We start from the raw sequence: 19,849 nt of genomic DNA, 5'->3' as shown, positions 1-19,849 counted from the left end.
CCGTCAGGCGGCCGCCTCCGCCCGCGCCAGGAGAGCCGGGAGGCCGGAGAGGAGCGGGGCCTCGCCGCACGCCGACGCGACGACGATCTCCTCCAGCGCCCACAGGTGCGCCCTGATCCTGGGCGGCGGCAGGTAGGCGGTGTCGGCCGTGAGCATGACGGCGAGGACGCCCTCCTCCTCGGTGACGTGGACGCAGTACCGGCAGCCCAGTTTTTCCTCGGTGGCCGGAAAGCCGAACTCGGTACGGGACCGCGCCGCGCGCAGATCCGCGGCACTCGGCGGCGGCCCTTCGTCCGGTGGGCGTACGTGGAACCGCTGGTCGTTGTAGCAGCAGTACGGGTGTACGGCGGTGCCGCGCTCCCGGCCGACGCGTTCGCGCAGGGCCTCCCAGGCGACCGGGTCGTAGGACGCGGCCCGGTAGCCCGCCAGGGCCGCGCGCCACGCCACGGGGAGGAGGTCCGTGAACCGCTCGGCTCCGGTCGTGTCGAGCAGGAACGGCGCGTCCTGGGAGAGCATCGCGACCAGGTCCCGCCGGTCCTCCGCGGCCCGGTTGGCGACGATGGGCATCATGGCCGCCGCCGGATGTCCGCCCTCGGCGGCGACCAGGGCGGCCAGGGCGGTCATCAGGACCGTCGATCCGCTGATCCGGTGCGCGGCCGCGAGCGTGTCCGTCGCCCTCATCAGCGCCTCGGACACCAGCCGGCCGCTCCAGAAGCGGGGAGTGCGGGGTGCGGCGGCCTGCCGGGGAAACATCGTCGGCGGCATGGTCCGGTAGAAGCTCTCCCAGCGCGCGAGGGCCCGCTCGCTGCGGCGTACACCGGCCGGCCCGTGCTGGTACCGGGCGAGGTCGAGGGGGTTGGTGCGCGGGGACCGCCCGGCCGAGCCCCGGCGCACCAGCAGCCGCAGGTCGCGCACCACCTGCTCGGCGGCGTGGCCGTCGGCCGCGAGGTGGCAGAGGACCAGTGCCGCGTGGGTCACCCGGCCCCGGTGGCAGACGGCGCCGACGCGCAGCGGCCACTCCCGCGCGTAGTCGAAGCGGGTGGCGGTCATCTCGTCCAGCAGGGCTCCTGCGGTGGCATCGGTCCGGTCGGCGTCGGGCTCGTCCACCACGGTGACCGGCAGGGCACCGCAGTCGGTGAGCGACTGGCGGGGGGCGCCGTCCTCGCCGTCGTACAGCCGGGTGCGCAGCGCCTCGTGGCGTTCGAGAAGGGCGGCGAGCCCGGTGGCGAGCCCGCGCAGGTCCGTGACCTGTCCGCGCTCCCCCAGCGGCAGCAGGCGCCCGATGTTGAAGTAGACGTCGTTGGGCGCGGTGCGCAGGATCGCGTGCCAGATCGCCCGCTGTCCCCAGGTGAGGGGTGCCGTGCCCGCTCTGTCTCCCGCGAAGGGGATGTGCAGGGTGCGGGCGGTGGCGAGGCCGGTCATCCGGTCACCAGCCTGGCCGCCAGGCTGTCGATGCTCTCCCGGTAGAACGCCGGGTCGGCCAGATCGAGTTCGATGCCGTACTCGTCCTCCACGGTGTCGGCGAGCCGGAGCAACGCGAGGGAGGTGACGCCGAGTTCGGTAAGGGTGCCCCGGGCGGTGAGGATCTCGGCCGCGGTGAGCTGCCCGTCCATGGCGTCGCTGATCAGCCCGGCGAGCCGTGCGCGTTCCTCGGTGGCCGGGTCCTGGGCGGTGCTCAACTGCCCCCCTCGCCGGCCAGTCGGCGGCGCAGGCTCAGGGGCCTGATGTCGGGCCACACCTGATCGACGTGGGTCACGCACTCCTCCTCGGTGCCGCTGAACCCTTCGGGTCGCCAGCCGGCCGGCAAGGGGGTGTCGGCGGGCCAGAGGGCGTGCTGTTCCTCGTCGTTGACCGCCACCAGATAGCGGAGGGCGGGTGTGTTCACTGGTTCTCCTCGATGAGTGCGGCGACGCACGCGGCGACGCCGTGGACGGTGGGGCTGTCGAAGAAGACGTCGAAGGGCACGGAGACGCCGTATTCCTTGCGGATGCGGCCCGCGATGGCGGTGATGGTGAGGGAGTGGCCGCCGAGGTCGAACAGGTCCTCGTCGGCGCCGAGGTCGTCGAGGTCCAGCACCTCGCGCCAGATGGCGAGGACGGTGGCGGTGATGTCTTCGTCGGCCGCCTGCGCGGGGGTTTCACGGGTGGCCCGTTCACGCGGCGGTTCGGGCAGGGCGGCCCGGTCGAGTTTGCCGTTGGGGGTGAGGGGCATCGCGTCGAGCGTCACGTAGGCGTCGGGCAGGGCCGCCGAGGGCAGCCTCCGCGCGAGGTGATCGCGCAGGGTCTCGGGCGTCGGCGGTACGCCGGCCGGGGCAGGCACCACATAGCCGACCAGCCGTCCGGGCTCACCGTCCGGGCCGTCCCGCAGCACCGTCACCGCCTGCGCGACCCGCGGGTGGCTGCCGAGGGCTGCGTCGATCTCGCCGAGTTCGACGCGGTGGCCGCGCACCTTCACCTGCGTGTCGGACCGGCCCGCGAAGGCGATGCGGCCGTCGGCGGTGAGCCGGACCAGGTCGCCCGTGCGGTAGAGGCGGGCGCCGGGCGGACCGAACGGGTCCGGGACGAAGCGGGAGGCGGTGAGTCCGGGGCGGCCCCGGTAGCCGTGGGCGACACCGTCGCCGCCGAGGTACAGCTCGCCGGTCAGCCCTTGCGGCAGGGGTTCGAGGCGGGCGTCCAGGACGTAGGCGCGGGTGTTGGCCAGCGGGCGGCCGATGGTGACGGGGTCATCGGGTCCGAGCTCGGCGGCCGTGGACCAGACCGTCGTCTCGGTCGGCCCGTACACGTTGACCAGCCGGCCGACGGCGGTGCGCAGTTCGCGGGCGAGGGCGTCGGGCAGGGCCTCTCCCCCGGTCAGGGCCACCAGATCCGGTGCGTGGAGCCCGGCGGCGAGCATGGTGCGCCAGCCGCTGGGGGTGGCCTGTACGTGGGTGAGGCGGTGGCGTGCGACGAGTGCGGTGAGCGCGGTGCCGTCGCGGTGGTGGCCCTCGGGGACGAGGACGACGGTGCCGCCCGTGATGAGGGGCAGGAAGAGTTCGACGGTGGAGATGTCGAAGGAGAGCGAGGTGAGCCCGAGCCAGCGGCTGCCGGGCCCGGTGCCGGTGGTGTCCCGCAGGGCCGCGAGGAGGTTGGCGAGGGCCGCGTGCGAGACCTCGACGCCCTTGGGCACACCGGTGGAACCGGAGGTGTACAGCACATAGGCGGGGTCCGTGAGGGAGGGCGGGGCGGGCGCCGGCGGGGCGTCGGGGAGCCGGTCCAGGTCCTCGCGCCCCGGGTCGGTGACGGTCTCCAGCGTGATCCCGGAGTCGGTGCGGAGGAACGCCAGGCGCTCCGCCGGGTGGTCGGGGTCCAGCGGCAGGTAGGCGGCACCGGCGGTGAGCGTGCCGAGGGCGGCGACGAGTTGGGCGGCCGAGCGGGGCAGGGCGATGCCGACGAGCGCACCGGGACCGGCCCCCTGGGCGCGCAGCCGGTGGGCGCGGCGGCGGACGGCCGCGTCGAGTTCGGCGTACGTGAGGGTGGTGTCGCCCTCGATGACGGCGACGGCGTCCGGGGTGGCGGCGGCCTGGGCGGCGAACAGCGCGGGCAGGGTGGCGCGGGCGTTGCCCGGGGCGTGGGCGGTGTCGGCGAGCAGCGCCGTGCGTTCCCCGGGCGGCAGGACCGGCAGGCGGCCGAGGGCGGTGTCCGGTGCGGCCAGGGCACCGTCGAGCAGGGTGAGGAAGTGGTCCAGGACGCGGGCGGGCGCCTCGCTCTCGAAGGCGGCGGTGCGGTACTGAAGGCTGCCCTCCAGGCTGTCGGGGGCGTCGACCAGTTGGAGGTGGGCGATGTTGCGGGCGGTGTGCGCGAAGCCGGTCCACTCGGTGCGCACGTCGAGACCGGGGCCGAAGTCGGCGGGCCGGGAGGTGTCGCGCCGGCGGTAGCTGAGGGAGACCGGGCAGAGGGCGGTGCGCGGGGTGAGTCCGCGCACCGCACGGCTGAGGGGGACGGAGCGGTGGGGGTAGAGGGCGCGCAGTTCGGCCCGGACCTCGTGGGCGAAGTCCGCGAAGGCGGCTTCCGGGCGCGGGTCGGCGAAGAGGGGCAGTTCGTTGACGTGCAGGCCGACCTGCCGGGGCGCGCCGGGCACGCGGGTGGACAGTTCGATCGCGGTGGCGGGGGCGGTGTTGCCGTAACGCAGCAGCAGGGCGTGCCAGGCCGCCGTGATGAGTTCGAAGCGGGTGACGCCGAGCGTCGCGGCGGCGGTCACCAGGCGGGCGTGCCACTCCCCGTCGCGCCGGAATCCGCAGGCGCTGCCGGGGGCCGGGGCGACGGGGTCCGCGTGGTGGGCGGTGAGGCCGGGGAGGGCGGGCGCGGAGCTGTCGCGCCAGCGGCCGGCCCAGAACCGGGTCGCGTCGTGGACGGCCGTCCCGGAGACGGGCGGTGGGGGTGTCGGCGCCTCGGCCGCGGAGGGCGGCCGGCTCTCCCCCGTCACCGCCCGGTACGCCTGGGCCAGTCCGGTGACCAGGAGGTCCTTGGACTCCCCGTCGAAGACGAGGTGGTGGGCGACCACGAGCAGCAGATGCCGGTCCGGGGCGGTGGTGAACAGCGTGGCGCGGATCAGGGCCTCGCCCGGCCCGAAGCGGGCGGCGGTCTCCTCGTCACGGAGCTTGCCGAGGTCGCCGGGAGCGGCGGTGACCGGCCGCAGGGGCGGTGCATCGCCCGGGAGCAGGCCGGGCCCGGCCGGATCGGTCCGGGAGGTGAGCAGGGGGGTGGCCCGTACGTAGGCGTCCCAGGCCGCCGCCATGGCCGCCGGGTCCAGGGGTCCTCGGAAGTACAGGGCCAGGCCGAGGTGGTACGCCGAACCGGTGTCGAGGGTCTGCTCGGTGACCCAGAGCCCGTGCTGGGCCGGGTCGAGCGGGGCCGGTGCTTCGAAGGAGGGGGTCATGGGGTCGCCTCGTCGTCCAGGAGCCGGTGGAGTTCACGTTTGAGGACCTTGCCGCCCTCGTTGCGGGGCAGGGTGGCGCGGAAGAGGATCCGGGCCGGCAGCTCGTGCGCGGCGAGCCGGTCGAGCAGGAAGGCCCGCAGCCGGGGCACGTCCGGTTCGCCCTGCCGGGGCACGACGACGGCGGCGACGACGCTGCCCAGCACGGGGTGCGGGATGCCGAAGGCGGCCGCGTCGGCGATGTCCGGGTGGGCGTGGAGCGCGTTCTCGACCTGGATCGTGGACACCTTGTGGGCGCCGGACTTGATGACGTCGCGCTCCCGGTCGAGCAGGTGGAGGTAGCCGTCCGCGTCGAGCCGCCCGATGTCCCCCATGCGCACCCACCGGCCCCGGAAGACCTCGGCGTCCGCGTCGGGGGCGCCCAGGTAGGCGCGGGGCGCGGTGGGTGAGCGGAGCCAGATCTCGCCGGGTTCCCCGGTGTCCGCCGGGCGTCCTTCGGCGTCGGTGACGCGCAGGTGGTCGAGTGAGGCGGGCCGGCCGGGTGAGTCGGGGTGGCCGGGGTCGAAGAGCAGGGTGATCTGGGCGGGCGCGGCCTCGGTCGAGGTGTAGTAGTTGACGATCTGGGCCCCGGGGAACGCCTGCGACAGCCGTAGCGCGACGGGTTGCGGGAGTGCCGCCGCCGTCGAGCCGACCAGCTTGACCGTGCTGAGGTCGCGGCGGGTGAGGGCGGTGGACGCGAGCAGTTCGATGGCGGTGGCGGGCACCAGGAAGATGCTGCCGACCGCGTGCTCCTCGATGAGCCGGGCGAACCGCAGCGGGGTGAACTGCGGGGCGGCGACACCGGTGGCCGCCGTGTCCAGGCAGTTCACGAGCATCGTCTGTCCGGCGTTGGTACCGATCGGGAAGCTGTGCAGGAAGGTGCGCGAGTGACGCAGGGGGCGGCGGCGTTCGTCGAGGGTGCAGCCATGGGCGAGGTTGGCGTGGGCGGCCCGGACGCCCTTGGGGAGGCCGGTGGTGCCGGAGGTGTAGAGGTACTGCGCGGGTGCGGACGGCTCGGGCAGCGGCAGCCTGTCCCCCGCCCCGGTCCCGATGTCTTCGATGTCCTCGGTGGACGCCCGCCACGCCCCTGCGGGCAGCCGGTCCGGTGGCCCGCCCCCGCCGTGCAGGACGCCCGCGCACCGGCTGTCCTCCACGATGTGCGCGGAGGCGGCCGGGGCCAGCCGGTCGGAGAGGGGTACGGCGATGCCGCCTGCCCACTGCACCCCGCAGTAGGCGACCGCGTAGTCGGTCCACTCCGTACTGCCGTAGCGCAGCCCGACCGGGTCGCCGGGGCGCAGGCCACGGGCGCGCAGGCCGTGCGCGAGGGCGGCGGCCCGGTCGCGCCAGGTCCCGAAGTCCAGGGCGCGCGGACCGTTGCGGAGGGCGACGCGGTCGGGGTGGAGGGCGGCGCGGTGCACCAGCAGCTCGATCAGGGAGCGCGGGGGCGCGGCGGGGCTCATCGGTCGGCCCCGGCGGGAACGGGCGCGGCGGCGGCGGCGGTGGCCGCGCGTTCCCGGAGGCCGATCAGGTCATCGGGTTCGGCGTCGGGCACCTCGCGGTCGAAGCGGGCGAGGACCGGCAGCCGCAGGGCCAGGGCCACCAGCGCCAGCATGACCAGGCAGCACAGCAGGTACATCAGCCCGATCCCGCGCCCCGGCCCCGTGCCCAGCACCCGTCCCACGCTCCCGGCCAGCACCCCGTCGTCGGCCAGCAACGGGTCGAACAGCCGGGCGCCCAGGGGCGCGACCAGTCCATGGCCGATGGGCAGGGTGGACCAGGCGACCATGGTGTTCAGGGCGAAGACGCGGCCGTGGAAGCGCTGCGGGACCTTCACCTGGACGATGGTCGAGTAGACCCCGTTGACCAGGGCGATGGCGCAGGACATCCCGAAGGCCCCGGCTCCGATGACCCAGAGGTCGGCCCGCAGCCCGGTCACCGCCCCGGCCAGGGCGAACACCCCGGCCAGCGCGAGCATGCCGCGCACCCGGTGTCGACGCGGCCCGCCCCACACCCCCATGATCAGCCCGCCCGCGACGGCTCCGGCGCCGCCCGCCGTGGCCACAGCAGCCGCCCCGTCGAGGGTGTCGAAGGACAGCACCAGGGGCGTCACCAGCAGGAACAGTGGTGACAGGAAGAGGTTGAGCGCGGCGAACCACAGGAGCATCGATCGGAAGCCCCGGTGGCTCCAGGTGTAGGCGAAACCCTGTTTGATCTCCTCCATGACCGGTTCCCGGCGGGTCCAGGGGAGGGTGCGGGGGAACCTGACGCAGACGAGTACGGCGACCGCGACCACGTAACTCGCGATGTCGAGGATCAGGATGCCGCGCAGTCCGATGCCCGCCATCAGCGCCACCGCGATCAGCGGTACGACGAACTGCGCAGCCCCGAAAGCGAGTTGGACGATCCCGTTGGCGTGGCCGAGATAGCGCTTGGGGACGAGTTGCGGGATCGCCGAGCTGTACGCCAGTCGCTGGAAGGTGAGCGCCACCGAGAGGCTGCCCAGCAGCACGTAGAGATACCAGGTGTCCAGTACACCGCCGAGCAGCAGGCACAGCATGGCCACCTGGCTGAGCCCCGCCGTGAGGTCGCCCGCGAGCATGACCTTGCGCCGGTCGAACCGGTCCACGACGGCACCGGCCAGCGGGCCGACGAGGATGCCGGGCAGCATCGCCACGACCGAGTACAGCGCGAACCGGGCGAGCGAACCGGTCTCCAGCAGGATCCAGATGGGCAGGGCGAACTCCGTGAGCGCGGAACCCACGATCGACCCCAACTGCCCGAGCACGACGGCGAGGAAGCGCGTGGCACCCGGCGCGGGGGCGCCCGAGGCCGACGCCTCACCGCCGTCCACCGGGTCGGCCTCGGCGTCACCCGGCGGCCCGGTCTCCGCGTGGAACCACCAGGCCGCGTCCGGGGAGCGCGCGGGCAGGGTCGCGGTGGTCTCCGCGCGGATCGCCTCATGGACGCTCGTCACGGCTTCGGCGACCTCGGCGGCCCGGTACTTCACGAAGAAGTGGCCGCCCTGGTCGATGACCGCGACCGCCGAGCGCTCCGCGAGGAGCAGCCATTCCCGGTAGCGCTCCTGGTAGAAGTCGGCGGCCGGATCGCGGTCGCCGACGAGCGACACCAGCGGGGCCCGCAGCCTCGGGGCGCCGGCCTCGACGTCCGCGATCGCCCCGGTGAAGTACTCCTCGGCGGCCTGACTGTCGCGGCGCATGTTGCTCACGATGAACTCGGTCTGCTCGCGGTCGAGCTGGGATGTGTCCACTCCCATGCCCGTGAGCCAGTTGACGTACACCCGGTTCCCGAGCAGCGACTCCAGCGACGCCACCTTGGAGAGGGCGCCGAGCACCCGTCCGCGCGGCTTGGCGAAGGGGAACTGCGCGCCCGCGTACACCGCTTCGAGCTCGCGGCCCGACGCTTCGAGCAGCCGTGCGGTCGCCACGGCCAGCGCGGTGCCGACACCGCAGTGCCCGTACACGATCAGTGGGCCCCGGACCCGTTCGCGTATCTCGGCGGCCAGGCTCTCCGCGAGTTCCCCGAACGGCAGGTACTCCTCCGTCACACCGACGTCGTGGCCCGGGATGGCGACGGACCACAACTCGTAGCCCTCGGGCAGGAGATCGGCGACGGGCTGGTACACGACCGCGCTGCCCCCGCCGTACGGGACACAGACCAGGGTGGCGCGCAGGCGTCCGGCCGGGGCCTCCGGAGTGAGGCGGTGCAGCAGTCTGCGGGGACCTCTGGCGTCCTCGGGTGTGTCCGCCAGCGCGGCGAGGTCCCTGACGGTCCGGCAGGTGAACAGGTCCATCACGCTGACCGGCCGGGCGCCCGCCTCCGGGAGCAGCTTGCGGGCGCGGGCGACGACCTGGGTGGCGAGGAGCGAGTGGCCGCCGAGGTCGAAGAAGTCCTCGTCCACACCGACCCCGTCGAGGCCGAGCACATCGGCCCAGACCGTGGCGAGCACCCGCTCCGCCGGGGTCCCGGGCGCGCTGGTCGCGCCGCTCGTCCGGTGCATCTGCGGGGCGGGCAGCCCCCGGCGGTCCAGCTTTCCGTTGGGCGTGAGGGGAAGGGCGGGCAGTGCGGTGAAGGAGGCGGGCACCATGTAATCGGGCAGCACCCGCTTGAGCGCGGTGCGCAGGTCCTGCGGGTCGGGCGCGGGTGCCCCGCCGGTGGTGACGAGGTAGGCCGCGAGCCGTTTGTCGCCCGGGGTGTCCTCACGTACGACGACGGCCGCCTCGCTCACCGCGGGCAGGTCGCGCAGGGCGGACTCGATTTCTCCGGGTTCGATGCGCAGGCCGCGCAGCTTGACCTGCTGGTCGATGCGGCCCAGGTGTTCCAGAGCCCCGTCGGGGCGGCGTCTGCCCAGGTCACCGGTGCGGTAGAGCCGTGAACCGGGCGGGCCGTACGGGTCGGGGACGAACCGGCAGGCGGTGAGCCCCGGTCTCCGGTGGTATCCGAGCGCGATCCCGGTCCCGGCGATGTGGATTTCACCGGGTGCGCCCGGGGGCACCGGCCGCAGCGCCCGGTCCAGGACGTAGAGGCGGATGTTGTCGACCGGGAAGCCGATGGGGACCACGTCGGACGGCCCCTCGCACTCCCAGGCCGACACGTCGACCGCCGCCTCGGTGGGCCCGTACAGGTTGGCCAGGGCGCAGCCGGGCAGCGCCGCACGGAAGGCGCGCGCCGTGTCGGGCGGCAGCGCCTCGCCGCTGCACACGACGCGGCGCAGGGCCGTGCACCGCCCCACCGCCTCCTCGGCGAGGAAGAGCGGCAGCATCGAGGGGACGAAATGGGCGACGGTCACGGGCGCGGAGCGGATGAGTTCGGTCAGGTAGGCGGCGTCCTTCTGGCCCCCGGGACGGGCCAGCACAAGACGCGCGCCGGTCATCAGCGGCCAGAAGAACTCCCAGACGGAGACGTCGAACCCGGTCGGCGTCTTCTGGAGCACGGAGTCCTCGGGGCCAATGGGGTAGCTCCGCTGCATCCACAACAAGCGGTTGACGATGCCGCGGTGGGTGTTCGGCACACCCTTGGGCCGGCCGGTGGAGCCGGAGGTGTAGATGAGGTAGGCGGGATCGTCGGGTGCCGGAGCGCCTCCCGATGGCGTGGGAGCGCTCCCGCGAAGCGGATCGTCGTCTTCGAGGAAGAGGACGGCAGCCCGGCAGTTCTCGGGAACGGGGATGGTTCGCTGGGTCAGAAGCACCCGCGCACCGCTGTCGTCCAGCATGAACGAGCGCCGCTCGGGCGGGTATTCGGTGTCGAGCGGGGCGTAGCAGGCACCGGTGCGCAGGACGGCGAGGAGCGCGGCGACCAGTTCGAGGGAGCGTTCCGCGGCGACGGCGACGACGTCCCCGGGGCCGGTGCCCGCCGCGACGAGCCGGGCGGCGATGCGGTCGGCGGCGCTGTCGAGTCCGGCGTAGGTGAGGCTGCGGTCGTCGGCCGTCACGGCGGTGGCGTCGGGGGTGCGCGCGATCTGCTCGGCGATGAGGGAGACCAGGGTGGCGTCGGCCGGTACCGGCACCTCCGTACGGTTGAATTTTTCGATCTCCAGGCCGAGTTCGGCGTCCGTGAGCAGGTCGACTCCGGACAGCGGCACGTCCGGGCGGTCGGCCACCGCGTGCAGCAGCCGGTCGAGGTGGGCGGCGAGCCGGGCGATGTCCTGCTCGGCGAAGAGGTCGGTGTTGTAGTTGAAGGCGCCGCGCAGGCCGTCCGGCCACTCCATGAGGAAGAGTTCGACGTCGAAACGGGTTCCCGAGGCGCGCAGGCCGTAGGTCTCCACATCGAGCTCCGGGCCTGCGGCGGCCTGGCGTCCGGTGGCGTAGTTCTGGACGGCGAGCACCGCCTGGAAGACCGGGGAGCGGGAGACGTCGCGTTCCACATGCAGCTCGGTGACCAGTTGTGCGAACGGCAACTCCTGGTGGGCGTAAGCCTCCAGGCAGGTCTCGCGGGTGCGCTCCAGCAGCTCGGAGAAGGTGGGGTCGCCGTCGAGCCGGGCGCGCAGTGCCAGGACGTTGACGAACATGCCGACCAGGCCCTCGAGTTCCGGTTCGGGCCGGCCGGCGACGGGCGATCCGACGGCGAAGTCGCGCTGGCCGCTGAACCGGGACAGGAGTTCCTGGAAGGCGGCGAGCAGCACCATGTGGATCGTGGCGCCGTGCGCCTTGCCGAGGGTGGCGAGCCGGTCGAGGAGGTCACGCTCGACCTGGAATCCGTAGCCGGCCCCGTCGAAGGTCTGCCGCGCCGGGCGGGGCCGGGCGGTGGGCAGGACGAGCGGTTCCACGCCGGCGAGCTCGTCCGCCCAGTAGGCGACTTCGGCGGTGAGCGCGTCCCCGCTCAGCCGGTCGCGCTGCCATTGGGCGAAGTCGCCGTACTGCACGGTCAGTTCGGGCAGCGGGTCGTCGTCCCCCGCGATGCGGGCGGTGTAGCAGCGCAGGATCTCGGAGATCAGGATTTCGCTGGACCAGCCGTCGCTGACGCTGTGGTGGACGACGAGCAGCAGGATGTGGTCGCGGTCGGCCACGCGTACGAGCAGGCTGCGCAGCAGTGGACCGGCGGCCAGGTCGAAGGGCTCGGCCCCCGCCTCGTCCACGAGCCGCGCCGCGTGCTCCTCGTCCCGAGCCTCGACGAGGGGCAGCGGCGCGGGCGCGGGCTCCGCGATCTCCAGCACCGGACGGCCGTCGTCGGTCACCGGGTAGCGGGAGCGCAGCGTCTCGTGCCGGGCGGTGACGGTGTCCAGGGCGTGGGCCAGCGCCTCCCGGTCCAGTTCGCCGCGCAGCCTGCGTGCGACGGGGATGTTGTACGCGGCGGTGCCGGGCGCGAACTGCTCCATGAACCAGAGGCGTTCCTGCGCGAAGGAGAGCGGCGGCACGGCGCCCTCGGGTCTCCGGGGGACGGCCGGGCGGGAGGCGGCAGCCCGGCCGGCCTTGAGCCGGCGGCTGAGCAGGGCGCGCTTGGCGTCGGAGAGGCCGGCGGGGGATGTGGTGGTGTCGCTCATGACGGCGTACCGGTTCCTTCCAGGGTGCCGCCGTCCGAGGCGAGGAGTGCGGCGGCCTCCTCCTCCGACAGGGCGTCGATCTCGGCCATCAGGGCGGCCTCCACGGCCTCGGCGAACGCCGCGACCGTGCGATGGGTGAAGAGGGTGCGCAGGGGGACGGTGAGTTCGGCGGTGGCCCGGACGCGGGCGACGACCCGGGTGGCGAGCAGGGAGTGGCCGCCCAGGTCGAAGAAGTCGTCCAGGGCGCCGACCCGGTCGATGTCCAGCACCTCGCGCCAGATCTCGGCGACCAGCTCCTCCGCCTCGGTGCGCGGGGCCAGATAGCTCGCGCGGAGTTCGGGGCGCTGCTCGGGAGCGGGCAGGGCCGCGCGGTCCAGCTTGCCGTTCGGGGTGAGCGGCAACCGGTCCAGGACGAGGACGGCGGCGGGCACGAGATGGGCCGGCAGGAGCGCTCCCACGGCGCTCCGCAGGCCGGCGGGATCAACCGGTTCCGCGGCGGCGGGGACCACGTAGGCGACCAGGGTGTCGCGGTGCGCGACGGCCACCGCCTCGGCGATCCCGGGCTGCGCGCGGAGCGCGCTCTCGGTCTCGCCGGGCTCGACGCGGTAGCCGCGCACCTTGAGCTGGTCGTCCAGCCGTCCCAGGAACTCCAGGGCGCCGTCGGTCCTCCGGCGCACGAGGTCGCCGGTCCGGTAGCGGCGGGAGCCGGGCGGGCCGTACGGGTCGGGAACGAAGGCGCGCGCGGTGGCGCCGGGCCGGCCGGTGTAGCCGTAGGTCACCCCCGTACCGCCGAGGAGGAGTTCGCCGGGGGTGCCGGGCGGGACCGGGCCGCCGTATTCGTCGCAGACGGTGGCGGTGACGCCTCCGATCGGGGTGCCGATGGGCGGCCGGGCGCGGGTGTCCGCGTCGCCGAGGCCGGCGGTCGTGGCGATGACGGTGGTCTCGGTGGGGCCGTAGGAGTTGACGAGGCGTACCCGGTCGCCGAACCGCTCGCGCCAGGCACCGACGGCGGCGGCCTGGACCTGGTCGGCGCCCAGGATCAGCAGCCGCAGCCCGACCGGCCAGGCGACGACGTCCGGGTCGCCGACCAGGTGCTGCCAGTACGGGGTGGGCAGGTCCATGACCGTGACGTCGGCGGTGAAGTCCTCGGTCAGCTGGTCGGGCAGCGTCGCGCCGGGGTCGGCCACGACGAGGGTGGCACCGGCCGCCAGCGCGGGGAACAGCTCCTCGGCGCAGGTGTCGAAGCTGAGCGAGGCGCAGTGCAGGACGCGGTCCTCTGCGGTGATGCCGTACCCGTCGCGCATCCAGCGCACCCGCTCGGCCAGCGCCCGGTGCGGGACGAGGACGCCCTTGGGCCTGCCGGTCGAGCCGGAGGTGTACACGAGGTACGCGGGGTCGTCGGGGAGGGGCACGGTACAGCCCTCCCCCGCCGGGCCGGTGTCGTCGGCGTCCTCCACGTACCGGGTCCGGACGCTCCCGGGCAGCTCGGGCGGTGTGGTGTCGCGGGAGGTCAGGACGGTGCGGGCGCCGCTGTCGGCGACCATGTACGCGATCCGGGCGGGTGGGTAGTCGGGGTCCAGGGGCAGGTAGGCGGCGCCGGCGCGCCAGGCGGCGAGCATCGCCACGACGGCGTGCGGACCGCGCGGCAGCAGCACGCCCACGGTGTCCCCGCGCCGGACCCCCGCGGCGGTCAGGCGTGCGGCGAGCCTCCCAGCGCCGTGCCACAGTTCGGCGTACGAGAGCGAGTCGTCCCGCCCGCGCAGGGCCTCGCCACTGGGGCGGTCGCGGACGGTCCGGGCAATGGCGTCGTGCACGGTGGACGCGCCCCCGGGCAGGGCGGGGCCCCGCCCTGCCGCGTCCAGGGCGGTGCGCTCCGGCTCGTCCAGCATCGGCAGGAGGTGGACCGGGGTGTCCGGGCCGTCCGCCGCTCCGCGCAGCAGCGTCTCGAACCAGCGCGCGAGGCGGGCGACCCGGTCCCCGTCGAGCAGGTCCGTGCGGTAGCCGAAGACGGCCACCACGTCCTCGCCGTCCCGGCGCACATCCAGGGTGAGGTCGAACTTGCAGGCCCGCATGCCGGGGTCCAGTTCGGTGCAGCCGAGACCGGCGAAGGACGCGTCGCGGAGCAGCCCGGCGTCCTGGGTGTGGACCGTGAGCATCGTCTGGAACAGCGGGGTGCGGCCGGGGTCCCGGTCCAGGCGCAGGGATTCGGCCAGTTCCTCGAAGGGGATGCGGTCGTGGGCGAAGGCGCCGAGCACCGTGGTGCGGGCGCGGCGGAGCAGGTCGGCGAAGGTGGGCGTCCCGGACAGGTCGGAGCGCAGGACCAGGGTCCGCGAGAAGTAGCCGATGGCTTGTTCGGATTCGGGGCCGGAGCGGCCCGCCGTGGGAACGCCGACGCAGAAGTCGCGCTGCCCGGTGCAGCGGTGCAGGGTCGCCTGGTAGGCGGCGAGCAGCACCATGAACGGGGTGCAGCGCCGGGCCCGGGCCAGGGCGTCGATCACGGGTCCGGCGCCGGTGAGGAGCTGGGTGTGGAAGGCACCATCGGGCGAGGGGTGTTCGGGGCGGGGGCGGTCGAGGGGCAGTTCCAGCGGAGGTGCGCCGCCGAGGCGTTCCCGCCAGTAGGCGAGGGCTTCGCTCGCCTGCGCCTCGTCCGCTTCCCACTCCCGCACGGCCGGGTGCGCGGGCGGGGCGGGCAGCTCGGCGGTCCCGCCCCGGAGGTGTGCGGTGTAGTGCGCCGCCAGCTCCTCACGCAGGACGTTGAGGGACCAGCCGTCGGCGACGATGTGGTGCAGGACCACGCACAGGACGTGCTCGGTGTCTCCCGTACGGAAGAGGGAGACGCGCAGCAACGGGCCCCGGGCGAGGTCGAAGGCGCGGTTCGTGCGCTCGGCGATGAGCGGTTCGAGCCGGTCGCCCGCACCGCGCAGGTCGCGGCATTCCACGTCCACGGGGCCCGGCGCGGCCACCAGCGCGGCCGGTGCGCCGTCCTCGGCGGGGAAGCGGCTCCGCAGCGCCTCGTGCCGGGCCGCCACCGCGTCGAAGGCCGCACGCAGGGCCGGCTCGGACAGTTCTCCGGAGAGACGCAGGACGAGCGGAATGTTGTACGAGGCGTCGCCGGGGTCCATCTGGTGCAGGAACCACAGACGTTTCTGGCCATGCGTCAGGTTCGACTGGACGACCTGGGTACTCATCCGACTCCCTCGGCGCGCACGCCGAGCGGCGTGGTGTGCGGTTGCTTCAGGTCATTGGGGACGTGTGGAGCATGTGGGGGACGGAGGGACGCGACGGCACGGGGATACCGCGGCGGCCGAACGGTCTCGCCACCGGCGAGATCCGGTCATTCACGGCTTCAGGTGTTGCGATGTTATGAACAGCACACGCGTCCGTCAATGCAAGACCTGTACACACAAACGGAGTTGGGAAATCCGACCTTCGTATGCGCCCGGTCGATGAGATCGTCTCCGTCTCCGGCCGGGCATTCATCCCTTCGGCTGGATCTTGGGCGCAAATTGCGCCTTTCGCGTCCTTCCGGGGGGTGAATGGGGGCGTGCGACAGCAAACCCCCGGCCCGAGGAGCGTGGACCATCATGAACAACACGGACAGTGCGTCGCAGAGCGTACAGACGATGTATGCCGAGCGGTTCGCCACCGATCTCACCGACAACCGTGCGGAACAGAAAGAACTCACCGCGCAGATCGAGCGGCTGCGGGCCCGCCTGGAACAGCTCAGGGTGGACGAGACCTGGCTGACCGGCATGCAGGCCGCGCTGCCTGGAGAGACGGCACCCCCTCGGCCGCGCCGCGCGCCGCGCACCGGGGTGGAGCCGGCTGAAGGGGACGCCCCCGCCGGCACCCCCGTCCCGGGGCCCCGGCCCGCCGGACGCGCGAAGGCGAGGCCGTCCCGGGCGAGGGCGAGCGGCAAGAAGGCGGCGCCCACGGCGGGCGCACCTCTGCACCAGCTCATCCGCGCCCTGATGCCCCTGGGCGAACCGCGCCTGGTACGCGAGGTGCACGCGGATCTGACCAAGGCGCACCCGGAGCGCGGCACCTCGGTGCAGGTGGTGCGCAACACCCTGGAGATCCTGGTGAAGCGGGGGGTCGTCGGCAAGGGCATCCAGAAGGGGACGGCCATGTACACCGCGACCGCGCCTGCCGCGCCCGAGGGCGGCGAGGCCCCGGTGGCCGGCTGAGCGGCACGAGGCCGTTTCACACGTCCGGCCCCCGGGGAGCACGCTCCCCGGGGGCCGGACGGTGGTACCGCGGCGTCAGGCGGCCGTGATGTTCTCCGCCTGCGGGCCCTTCTGGCCCTGCGTGATGTCGAAGGTCACCGCCTGGCCCTCCTGGAGCTCACGGAAGCCGGTGGCGTTGATGTTCGAGTAGTGAGCGAAGACGTCCGGCCCGCCGCCGTCCTGCTGGATGAAGCCGAAACCCTTTTCGGCGTTGAACCACTTGACGGTTCCGCTGGCCATGCCGGTGCCTCTCAGTCGATATCGGGAGCCGCACCACGCGGTCCCAGTGGCGTCCTGGTCCGCCCCCTGCACAGCAAGGCGCCCGCGCCGGAGCACGGGCGGTTTCGGCGAACCACGACTTCCGGCAGTGACGCTACATGGCGAAACCCCTCTCCACCAGAGAGCAACGACTTCGCGTCGCGCCGGATGCCGGGGAAAGCCGCTGATGGGGCCGTACTCACGGGAAACCGGGGGGCGGTGGCAAGCCGGACGCCCGCCGCGGCGTCACCGTACCGGAGCACCGGAGGGGGACGACCCGGCTCCGGATGGAGCAGTGACCGCCGGGATGAAAAGGGTGCGGCCGGCAGGGGGGCTGCCGACCGCACCGAGTACCGCCCCGCCTCGGCCCGGGAGACCGAGGTGGGTGACGGAAAGAGCCAGATCAGCGGACCGTGCTGTGCAGTCCGCCCCACCGGGGGCGACATACGGTCTGCTGGTCAAGCCCTTCCCGCCACCGTTCTGAACGGGTGCGGAATTCCGGCTGCGAACATTGCCAGGAGAGGACAGCAGGAAGACCGCACGTCAGGCGCGGGCCCACTGCCCCGAAGAGCCGCGGTCCGCTGCCTCACGCGGTCCAGCATGGAAGGTAAACAGACTGTTTTCTACGTCCAGTTTTTAGCGCTAAGCCACGTCGCGCCAATTAGGCTCACGCCCGCGCAACCGGGCCCATACGCGGGGGATTTGATCGCATGACCAACACCGACAAGACGGCACTGCGGACACTGCTCAGAGTCCGTCGCGCACTGATCGACCCGACCGGACACGGTTTCCACCGTTCGTCGCGCCAGGGGCGCCGCGCGCCCGGACTGTCCCAGCACCAGGTCGACCAGTTGCTGCACCGCACCCCCGGCACCTACCGCCGGCTGGAGTCCGGTGCCTGGCCGAGGCCGGACACCGGCTTCCTCCGTGATGTGGCGATGCTCTTCGCCCTCAACGAGCAGGAGTGGGTGTCGCTGTGCCGGTACGCCGGGATAGGCGACCCGCCGGGCCCGCTCACCGCCCGCTCGGGCAAGGAGGTGCCGGGGGTGTGGCAGGAGGCCATCGACGGGATGACCCACCCGGCATACGTCACCGACGCCTCCTGGGAGCTCATCGCGCACAACGACGAGTTCGCGCGGCTGTTCCCCACCGGAAATGTGCCCACCAACACCATGCGGTGGATGCTGCTCGAACCGCAGGGCCGCGAGATGCTCATCGACTGGGACACCGCCTGGGCCCCGCTCGTCGTGCCGCAGCTGCGGGCCGCGCTCGCCAGCCGGCCCGACGACGAGGTGCTCCGCCGGCTCGAGAAGGACGTGCTGGCCGACCCGCAGTGTGCGCAGATCTGGGAGTCGGGCGGCGCACACATCCACCCCGACGGCGACGAACGGCCCATCCGGCACGCCGTCGACGGTCCGGGGTGGGTGACGATGTGCGCGGCGCAGCCCATGGCGGCCCCCGGCGCGCGCATGATCGTTCTCGTCTTCCACGCGGGTGCGCGGCGTGCGCACACACGCGTCCCGGTCCTGCGCGCGCCGTGAACACGTCCCTCCTGCGTTCCGCGGTGTTGTGATCAGGGCGGCACGGCCGTTTGTGGCTTAGGTTGTGCCCACCCCCACATCGCCGCCGCACCGTGCCCGCCGGAGGATGTCGTGCCCGCCTACATAGCCCGCCCCACCACCGTGTTCCCCGCCCACAAAGTGACCACCGGGGAGATCGCGGACGATATCCGCGCCCATCACCCGGACCACCCGCGGCTCGCCGCCATCCTCCGCATCGTGGCCAACACCGGGGTGCGCAGCAGGTACTTCACCCGGCCCCTGGCGGCGCCGACCGTGTCGGGGGACGCCGGTGTCACGGCCCGGGCCGAGGCGGCGTTCGCCGACGCACTGGACATGGCGGAACAGGCGGCACGGGGTGTGCTCCGGGCATACGGGCTGGGGCCGGGTGATGTGGACGCGATCATCACGACGCATTCGACCGGCTGGTCCGTCCCGAACATGGACATCCACCTCATCGACCGGCTGGGCCTGCGGCCGGACGTCCGCAGGATCGCCCTGACGACGCTGGCGTGCGCGGGCGGCACCCAGGCGCTGATCCGGGCCGTCGACCTGGTGGCCGCGAGATCCGGGGCGACCGTCCTGGTGGTCGCCGCCGAGGTCATCTCCGCCGTGTACAACCATCAGGACGATGCCGTCGAGCACATGATCTACAAGGTGCTGTTCGGGGACAGCGCGGCGGCGACCCTCGTCACCGATGCCCCGTTGGGCCCCGGCTTCCGCGTGGGTTCCCCGGCCGACACCTACGAGCACGTCCTGCCGGACAGCCTCACCAGGTACGCCGGCCGCGTCGATCCGGCCGGATTCCACTTCGACAGTACGAAGGAGGCGCTGAGCGCGGCGGACGACGTGCTGCCCAGTCTGCTGGACTGGCTGGGCCGGCCCTCCGTCGACTTCGGGGTCATTCATCCCGGCAGCGCGCGCATCATCAGCGACACCGCGACGGCGCTCGGCCTCGACGCCCACGACACCCGGCACTCCACCGCCACCCTCGCCGACGAAGGCAACCTCGGCGGGGTCTCCGTGCTCCGCATCCTCGAACGCACCCACGCCGAACCGCCGCCGGCCGGCGCCGACGGGATCACCGTCGCTTACGGACCGGGCTTCGCCACGGCCGCGCTGCGCGGGACCTGGACCGCCTGAGCGGGCCGGGCCCGGGTGAAGGCCGCTCAGGACCGCCCGCTCGCGCGGATGTCCGCCGGTGTCGGGTAGCGGGCCTGGAGGAGCGCGAGCGCCGCGAGGGTGATGCCGCAGGTGATCCGTCCCTCGGCCAGCCACCCGGGCAGTTCTCCGGGGGTGGCCCAGACGGGTTCGGTGAGGGATTCCATCGCCTCGGGCTCCGCCGGACCCGCGCTCGCCACGTCCACCTCCGCGACGTACACCTGGATCGGAGCGGCGAGGATGCCGGTGTCGGCGTGGATGATGCCGAGGGACCGCAGGGACGCGCAGACGAGCCCCGTCTCCTCGCGCAGTTCACGGGCGGCCGCCGCCGCGAGCCCTTCCCCGCCCTCGCTCGACCCCCGGGGGAACTCCAGGGAAGCGGCCTGGATCGGGTAGCGGTAGCTCGTCACGAAGGCGTAGCCGGCCGGGCCCACCGGGACGACGACGGCCCCCTCCTTGTGCGCCTGCCACCGCAGGTACTGTCCGGTGGCCCCGGACGGGGCGACGACGTCGTCGTTGAACAAGGTGCCGAAGCGGCTGCGGAAGACGGGCACTTCGCGCACTCTTCGGATGGGCGCCGGTGCGGCGACGGGCTGCGCGGAGCCGGTTCCGGTCACTGTGGTCACTTGGGCCTCCTCGGGTGTCTCCCACCCCATGAGGTGTGCGGGGAGCCCGGGATGTGACACCGCCGGAGTTCC

At 73.4% G+C, this 19,849-nt stretch carries 12 protein-coding genes; 3 read left to right on the top strand and 9 right to left on the bottom strand.

Features of this window, described 5'->3' with window-relative positions; translation table 11 throughout:
* Positions 1–3: 3 nt before the first annotated feature.
* The 7 genes from ABZ565_RS15850 to ABZ565_RS15820 are packed head-to-tail and all read right to left on the bottom strand — an operon-like array spanning position 4 to position 15,135.
* On the bottom strand, positions 4–1,422 hold the full coding sequence (locus tag ABZ565_RS15850; RefSeq protein ID WP_361026046.1) for a condensation domain-containing protein: 1,419 nt from the start codon (positions 1,420–1,422) through the stop codon (positions 4–6).
* The gene (locus tag ABZ565_RS15845) at positions 1,419–1,679 is read right to left on the bottom strand and encodes an acyl carrier protein (RefSeq protein WP_361026043.1); all 261 of its coding nucleotides are present in this window, start codon (positions 1,677–1,679) and stop codon (positions 1,419–1,421) included. The genes ABZ565_RS15850 and ABZ565_RS15845 overlap by 4 nt, the downstream gene beginning before the upstream one ends.
* Positions 1,676–1,885: an MbtH family NRPS accessory protein gene (locus ABZ565_RS15840; RefSeq protein ID WP_361026040.1), complete on the bottom strand. Its 210-nt coding sequence runs from the start codon at positions 1,883–1,885 to the stop codon at positions 1,676–1,678. Before ABZ565_RS15840 ends, ABZ565_RS15845 begins: the two co-directional genes overlap by 4 nt.
* Positions 1,882–4,914 carry an amino acid adenylation domain-containing protein gene (locus ABZ565_RS15835; protein WP_361026037.1) on the bottom strand — a complete coding sequence of 1,011 codons (3,033 nt, stop codon included), beginning with the start codon at positions 4,912–4,914 and terminating at the stop codon, positions 1,882–1,884. Before ABZ565_RS15835 ends, ABZ565_RS15840 begins: the two co-directional genes overlap by 4 nt.
* On the bottom strand, positions 4,911–6,410 hold the full coding sequence (locus ABZ565_RS15830) for an AMP-binding protein (RefSeq protein ID WP_361026034.1): 1,500 nt from the start codon (positions 6,408–6,410) through the stop codon (positions 4,911–4,913). Before ABZ565_RS15830 ends, ABZ565_RS15835 begins: the two co-directional genes overlap by 4 nt.
* A complete protein-coding gene (locus tag ABZ565_RS15825) occupies positions 6,407–11,947 on the bottom strand; it encodes an amino acid adenylation domain-containing protein (RefSeq protein ID WP_361026031.1) in 5,541 nt (1,846 codons plus the stop codon). Before ABZ565_RS15825 ends, ABZ565_RS15830 begins: the two co-directional genes overlap by 4 nt.
* Positions 11,944–15,135: an amino acid adenylation domain-containing protein gene (locus ABZ565_RS15820; RefSeq protein ID WP_361026029.1), complete on the bottom strand. Its 3,192-nt coding sequence runs from the start codon at positions 15,133–15,135 to the stop codon at positions 11,944–11,946. Before ABZ565_RS15820 ends, ABZ565_RS15825 begins: the two co-directional genes overlap by 4 nt.
* A 396-nt stretch (positions 15,136–15,531) precedes the next feature.
* On the opposite strand from ABZ565_RS15820, the gene ABZ565_RS15815 reads away from it, so the two are divergent.
* Positions 15,532–16,134 (top strand): hypothetical protein, encoded by a 603-nt coding sequence (locus ABZ565_RS15815; protein WP_361026026.1) that lies wholly within the window; start codon positions 15,532–15,534, stop codon positions 16,132–16,134.
* Between the two features lie 75 nt (positions 16,135–16,209).
* Here the strand turns inward: ABZ565_RS15815 and ABZ565_RS15810 are convergent, their stop codons facing one another.
* Positions 16,210–16,413 carry a cold-shock protein gene (locus ABZ565_RS15810; protein ID WP_018552900.1) on the bottom strand — a complete coding sequence of 68 codons (204 nt, stop codon included), beginning with the start codon at positions 16,411–16,413 and terminating at the stop codon, positions 16,210–16,212.
* A gap of 728 nt (positions 16,414–17,141) precedes the next feature.
* Here ABZ565_RS15810 and ABZ565_RS15805 point away from each other — a divergent pair.
* On the top strand, positions 17,142–17,972 hold the full coding sequence (locus ABZ565_RS15805; RefSeq protein ID WP_361026023.1) for a helix-turn-helix transcriptional regulator: 831 nt from the start codon (positions 17,142–17,144) through the stop codon (positions 17,970–17,972).
* A 111-nt stretch (positions 17,973–18,083) separates the two neighbouring features.
* The gene (locus tag ABZ565_RS15800) at positions 18,084–19,133 is read left to right on the top strand and encodes a PhlD (RefSeq protein ID WP_361026020.1); all 1,050 of its coding nucleotides are present in this window, start codon (positions 18,084–18,086) and stop codon (positions 19,131–19,133) included.
* Positions 19,134–19,159: 26 nt separating this feature from the next.
* Here the strand turns inward: ABZ565_RS15800 and ABZ565_RS15795 are convergent, their stop codons facing one another.
* Positions 19,160–19,777 carry an NUDIX domain-containing protein gene (locus ABZ565_RS15795; RefSeq protein ID WP_361026017.1) on the bottom strand — a complete coding sequence of 206 codons (618 nt, stop codon included), beginning with the start codon at positions 19,775–19,777 and terminating at the stop codon, positions 19,160–19,162.
* Between the last annotated feature and the right edge of the window lie 72 nt (positions 19,778–19,849).

Origin of the sequence: Streptomyces sp. NPDC016469 (assembly GCF_040632905.1) — a bacterium.
Taxonomy (GTDB): Bacteria; Actinomycetota; Actinomycetes; order Streptomycetales; family Streptomycetaceae; genus Streptomyces.
The sequence above is the reverse complement of the archived record's forward strand: the minus strand, read 5'-3'. Positions and strand labels throughout refer to the sequence as shown.

Excerpts from the sequence above, each read along its gene's own strand:
- ABZ565_RS15835 (WP_361026037.1), bottom strand. The coding sequence starts at position 4,914 with ATGACCCCCTCCTTCGAAGCACCGGCCCCGCTCGACCCGGCCCAGCAC.
- ABZ565_RS15825 (WP_361026031.1), bottom strand. The coding sequence starts at position 11,947 with ATGAGCGACACCACCACATCCCCCGCCGGCCTCTCCGACGCCAAGCGC.
- ABZ565_RS15850 (WP_361026046.1), bottom strand. The coding sequence starts at position 1,422 with ATGACCGGCCTCGCCACCGCCCGCACCCTGCACATCCCCTTCGCGGGA.
- ABZ565_RS15805 (WP_361026023.1), top strand. The coding sequence starts at position 17,142 with ATGACCAACACCGACAAGACGGCACTGCGGACACTGCTCAGAGTCCGT.
- ABZ565_RS15820 (WP_361026029.1), bottom strand. The coding sequence starts at position 15,135 with ATGAGTACCCAGGTCGTCCAGTCGAACCTGACGCATGGCCAGAAACGT.
- ABZ565_RS15815 (WP_361026026.1), top strand. The coding sequence starts at position 15,532 with ATGAACAACACGGACAGTGCGTCGCAGAGCGTACAGACGATGTATGCC.
- ABZ565_RS15810 (WP_018552900.1), bottom strand. The coding sequence starts at position 16,413 with ATGGCCAGCGGAACCGTCAAGTGGTTCAACGCCGAAAAGGGTTTCGGC.
- ABZ565_RS15830 (WP_361026034.1), bottom strand. The coding sequence starts at position 6,410 with ATGAGCCCCGCCGCGCCCCCGCGCTCCCTGATCGAGCTGCTGGTGCAC.